General features: G+C 42.5%; 3 protein-coding genes and 1 pseudogene. All 4 read left to right on the top strand.

Going from position 1 to position 5,052, the window contains the following annotated elements; all coding sequences use genetic code 11:
- Positions 1-185, top strand: a pseudogene (locus HT736_RS09895) (CopY/TcrY family copper transport repressor); the annotation flags it as partial.
- Positions 186-195: 10 nt separating this feature from the next.
- Complete coding sequence (locus HT736_RS09890; protein ID WP_000935054.1) at positions 196-567, top strand: cupredoxin domain-containing protein; 372 nt, start codon at positions 196-198, stop codon at positions 565-567.
- A 9-nt stretch (positions 568-576) separates the two neighbouring features.
- A complete protein-coding gene (locus HT736_RS09885) occupies positions 577-2,820 on the top strand; it encodes a heavy metal translocating P-type ATPase (protein ID WP_172930999.1) in 2,244 nt (747 codons plus the stop codon).
- Between the two features lie 205 nt (positions 2,821-3,025).
- Positions 3,026-4,801: a pyruvate oxidase gene (gene spxB / locus HT736_RS09880; RefSeq protein ID WP_172930998.1), complete on the top strand. Its 1,776-nt coding sequence runs from the start codon at positions 3,026-3,028 to the stop codon at positions 4,799-4,801.
- Positions 4,802-5,052: the final 251 nt, after the last annotated feature.

Genomic DNA, 5,052 nt, shown 5'->3' with positions numbered 1-5,052 from the left:
ACCAAAGTCGGGATTTACTTGTCCAAGATATCAAAGACAAGGTTTGTTCCCGTAGGATTAAGAACTTGTTGGCTGATTTGATTACTGAATGTGATTTTACTCAGGCTGACTTGGAAGACTTGGAAGCTGTGATTTCTGAGAAGAAATCAAACGCTATGACAGAAGTAAAATGTAATTGTATGTAAAGGAGACGTCATGTTAAATAGTATTGTAACCATTATTTGTATTGCCCTTATCGCGTTTATCTTGTTTTGGTTTTTCAAAAAGCCTGAAAAATCTGGACAAAAGGCCCAGCAAAAAAAGGGCTACCAAGAGATTCGAGTGGAAGTCATGGGAGGCTATACGCCTGAGTTGATTATTCTCAAGAAATCAGTGCCAGCCCGCATTGTCTTTGATCGTAAGGATCCTTCACCTTGTTTGGATCAGATTGTCTTTCCAGACTTTGGTGTACATGCGGACCTGCCTATGGGGGAAGAGTATATAGTGGAAATCACGCCTGAGCAGGCTGGAGAGTATGGTTTCTCTTGTGGCATGAATATGATGCACGGTAAGATGATTGTAGAATAGGAGAATGATATGACTGAAATTGTAAAAGCAAGTCTTGAAAATGGTGTTCAAAAAATCCGTATCACGGCAGACAAAGGCTATCATCCAGCCCATATTCAGCTTCAAAAGGGAATTCCAGCTGAGATTACCTTTCATCGTGTGACTCCTTCAAACTGTTATAAGGAAATTCTTTTTGAGGAAGAAGGCATCTTGGAACCAATCGGCGTAGATGAGGAGAAAGTCATTCGTTTTACCCCTCAAGAATTAGGCCAACATGAATTTTCTTGTGGTATGAAGATGCAAAAAGGAAGCTATACAGTGGTTGAGAAGACTCGAAAATCTCTATCACTTTTACAGCGTTTTTGGATTACCAGTATCTTTACTGTGCCTCTTGTGATTCTCATGATTGGGATGTCGACAGGAGGAATTAGTCACCAAGTCCTGCGTTGGGGAACCTTTTTAGCCACAACACCGATTATGCTAGTAGCAGGTGGGCCTTATATCCAAAGTGCTTGGGCTAGTTTTAAAAAGCACAATGCCAACATGGATACCTTGGTTGCTCTGGGAACCCTAGTGGCCTATGGTTATAGCCTAGTTGCCCTCTTCGCTGGCCTCCCCGTTTACTTTGAAAGTGCTGCATTTATCTTCTTCTTCGTTCTTATGGGAGCCGTTTTTGAGGAGAAAATGCGGAAAAATACTTCCCAAGCTGTGGAGAAATTGCTGGACTTGCAGGCTAAAACAGCAGAAGTCTTGCGTGAGGAAAGCTATGTTCAAGTCCCTTTGGAGCAAGTCAAGGTAGGTGACCTGATTCGAGTGCGTCCCGGTGAAAAGATTGCGGTTGATGGTGTCGTAGTAGAAGGTGTCTCTAGTATTGATGAGTCTATGGTGACAGGTGAGAGTCTGCCTGTGGACAAGACAGTTGGAGATACTGTCATTGGCTCAACCATCAATAATAGTGGAACACTTGTTTTTAGAGCAGAAAAAGTCGGTTCAGAGACTGTTTTGGCTCAGATTGTGGATTTTGTGAAGAAAGCTCAGACAAGTCGTGCGCCGATTCAGGACTTGACGGATAAAATTTCAGGGATTTTTGTCCCAGCAGTTGTCATTTTAGGGATTGTGACCTTTTGGGTTTGGTTCGTCTTGCTCAGGGATAGTGTAGTTGTGCTTGTGTCGAGCTTTGTGTCTTCGCTTCTCTATGGAGTAGCAGTTCTGATTATTGCCTGCCCTTGTGCATTGGGACTTGCAACACCGACAGCCCTTATGGTGGGGACAGGTCGCAGTGCCAAGATGGGAGTTCTCCTCAAAAATGGAACGGTTCTACAGGAAATCCAGAAAGTTCAAACTATCGTCTTTGATAAGACCGGGACTTTGACGGAAGGGAAACCTGTGGTCACAGATATCATCGGCGACGAAGTAGAAGTGCTTGGATTGGCAGCTTCCTTGGAAGAAGCTTCTCAACACCCACTGGCTGAGGCTATAGTCAAGCGAGCGACTGAAGCTGGATTTGAGCTTCACACTGTTGAAAATTTCCAAGCCTTGCACGGAAAAGGTGTCTCAGGGCAAATCAATGGAAAACAAGTTTTGCTTGGAAATGCTAAAATGCTGGATGGCATGAACATTTCTAGCACTTATCAAGATAAACTAGAAGAACTAGAAAAAGAAGCTAAGACAGTTGTGTTCTTGGCTGTTGACAATGAAATCAAAGGCTTGCTTGCACTACAAGATATTCCCAAGGAAAATGCCAAGCTAGCCATCAGTCAGTTGAAAAAGCGTGGCCTTAAAACAGTCATGCTGACAGGAGATAATGCAGGTGTGGCGCGTGCTATTGCCGATCAGATCGGAATCGAAGAGGTCATTGCAGGTGTCTTGCCAGAAGAAAAAGCCCATGAAATCCATAAACTACAAGCGGCTGGCAAAGTAGCCTTTGTTGGGGATGGTATCAATGACGCTCCTGCCCTTAGTGTAGCAGATGTGGGGATTGCTATGGGAGCTGGAACAGATATCGCCATCGAGTCGGCAGATTTAGTGTTGACAACCAATAACCTCCTAGGCGTGGTGCGTGCCTTTGACATGAGTAAGAAAACCTTTAATCGAATTCTGCTCAATCTTTTCTGGGCCTTTATCTACAATGTCGTCGGAATTCCGATTGCAGCAGGAGTCTTTTCTGGTGTTGGACTGGCGCTCACTCCAGAATTGGCAGGTCTAGCCATGGCCTTTAGTTCTGTATCTGTTCTGACTAGTTCACTCTTACTAAACTTTAGTAAAATAGACTAAAAGTAATGACTAGATTTCTTTGTTATAAAACAGGAATGGCAGCACTTTCAAAACTGTATTAGAATAGAAAGTAGAGAGTTTTGAGCAGATTTTTAGAAAAGTCAACATAAATATGATATAGTGGAATAGTAAAAATTTGGAGAACGTTTCCAATTCTATGTAATCGTATTCTCCAAGTCTAAAAAATTGAAGGAGAGTTATCACTATGACTCAAGGAAAAATTACTGCATCTGCAGCAATGCTTAACGTATTGAAAACATGGGGCGTAGATACAATCTACGGTATCCCATCAGGAACACTCAGCTCATTGATGGACGCTTTGGCTGAAGACAAAGATATCCGCTTCTTGCAAGTTCGCCATGAAGAGACAGGTTCTCTTGCAGCGGTTATGCAAGCTAAATTCGGTGGCTCAATCGGGGTTGCAGTTGGTTCAGGTGGTCCAGGTGCGACTCACTTGATTAACGGTGTTTACGATGCAGCTATGGATAACACTCCATTCCTAGCGATCCTTGGATCACGTCCAGTTAATGAATTGAACATGGATGCTTTCCAAGAATTGAACCAAAACCCAATGTACAACGGTATCGCTGTATACAACAAACGCGTAGCTTACGCTGAGCAATTACCAAAAGTAATCGACGAAGCTTGCCGTGCTGCAGTCTCTAAAAAAGGTTCAGCTGTTGTTGAAATCCCAGTAAACTTTGGTTTCCAAGAAATCGACGAAAACTCATACTATGGATCAGGTTCATACGAGCGTTCATTTATCGCTCCTGCTTTGAACGAAGTTGAAATCGACAAAGCTGTTGAAATCTTGAACAATGCTGAACGTCCAGTTATCTATGCTGGTTACGGTGGTGTTAAAGCTGGTGAAGTGATCACTGAATTGTCACGTAAAATCAAAGCACCAATTATCACAACTGGTAAAAACTTTGAAGCTTTCGAATGGAACTATGAAGGTTTGACAGGTTCTGCTTACCGTGTTGGTTGGAAGCCAGCCAACGAAGTGGTCTTTGAAGCAGACACAGTTCTTTTCCTTGGTTCAAACTTCCCATTTGCTGAAGTTTACGAAGCATTCAAGAACACTGAAAAATTCATTCAAGTTGATATTGACCCTTACAAACTTGGTAAACGTCACGCCCTTGACGCTTCAATCCTTGGTGATGCAGGTCAAGCAGCCAAAGCAATCCTTGACAAAGTGAATCCAGTTGAATCTACTCCATGGTGGCGTGCAAACGTGAAGAACAACCAAAACTGGCGTGATTACATGAACAAACTCGAAGGTAAAACTGAGGGTGAATTGCAATTGTATCAAGTTTACAATGCAATCAACAAACATGCTGATCAAGACGCTATCTACTCAATCGACGTAGGTGACACTACTCAAACATCTACTCGTCACCTTCACATGACACCTAAGAACATGTGGCGTACATCTCCACTCTTTGCGACAATGGGTATTGCCCTTCCTGGTGGTATCGCTGCTAAGAAAGACAATCCAGATCGCCAAGTATGGAACATCATGGGTGACGGTGCATTCAACATGTGCTACCCAGACGTTATCACAAACGTTCAATACGACCTTCCAGTTATCAACGTTGTCTTCTCAAATGGTAAATATGCCTTCATCAAGGACAAATACGAAGACACAAACAAACACTTGTTTGGTTGTGACTTCTCTAATGCTGACTATGCGAAAATCGCTGAAGCGCAAGGTGCTGTAGGATTTACAGTTGACCGTATCGAAGACATCGATGCAGTTGTTGCAGAAGCTGTTAAACTCAACAAAGAAGGTAAAACTATTGTGATCGATGCTCGCATCACTCCACACCGTCCACTTCCAGTAGAAGTACTTGAATTGGATCCAAAACTTCACTCAGAAGAAGCTATCAAAGCCTTCAAGGAAAAATACGAAGCAGAAGAACTCGTACCATTCCGTCTCTTCTTGGAAGAAGAAGGGTTGCAATCACGCGCAATTAAATAATTCCTCTCGCCGAAAATCAAATATGAAACTTGTAGACTTTATTCTTTGATTTTCATAGAGCGGAACTTTAAAAGATCGGAGCAATCCGGTCTTTTTATTATAAAGAAATTGCATATAATACTCATATGCTTTCAAAAAGCATTCTAGTCCATCTCCGATTAACGATGGACTTTATCACCTCCTTCTCCAGTCCTTGTATAACATCTTGAAGTTGATTCATGATATCTTCCAATATGGGCATCAACAGCTCC

The sequence above is a fragment of the Streptococcus sp. 339 genome (genome assembly GCF_013277285.1).
Lineage (GTDB): Bacteria > Bacillota > Bacilli > Lactobacillales > Streptococcaceae > Streptococcus > Streptococcus pseudopneumoniae.
The sequence above is the reverse complement of the archived record's forward strand: the minus strand, read 5'-3'. Positions and strand labels throughout refer to the sequence as shown.

Bases quoted from the DNA above. Each gene is read 5' to 3' on its own strand.
- HT736_RS09885 (WP_172930999.1), top strand. From the start codon at position 577: ATGACTGAAATTGTAAAAGCAAGTCTTGAAAATGGTGTTCAAAAAATC.
- spxB (WP_172930998.1), top strand. From the start codon at position 3,026: ATGACTCAAGGAAAAATTACTGCATCTGCAGCAATGCTTAACGTATTG.
- HT736_RS09890 (WP_000935054.1), top strand. From the start codon at position 196: ATGTTAAATAGTATTGTAACCATTATTTGTATTGCCCTTATCGCGTTT.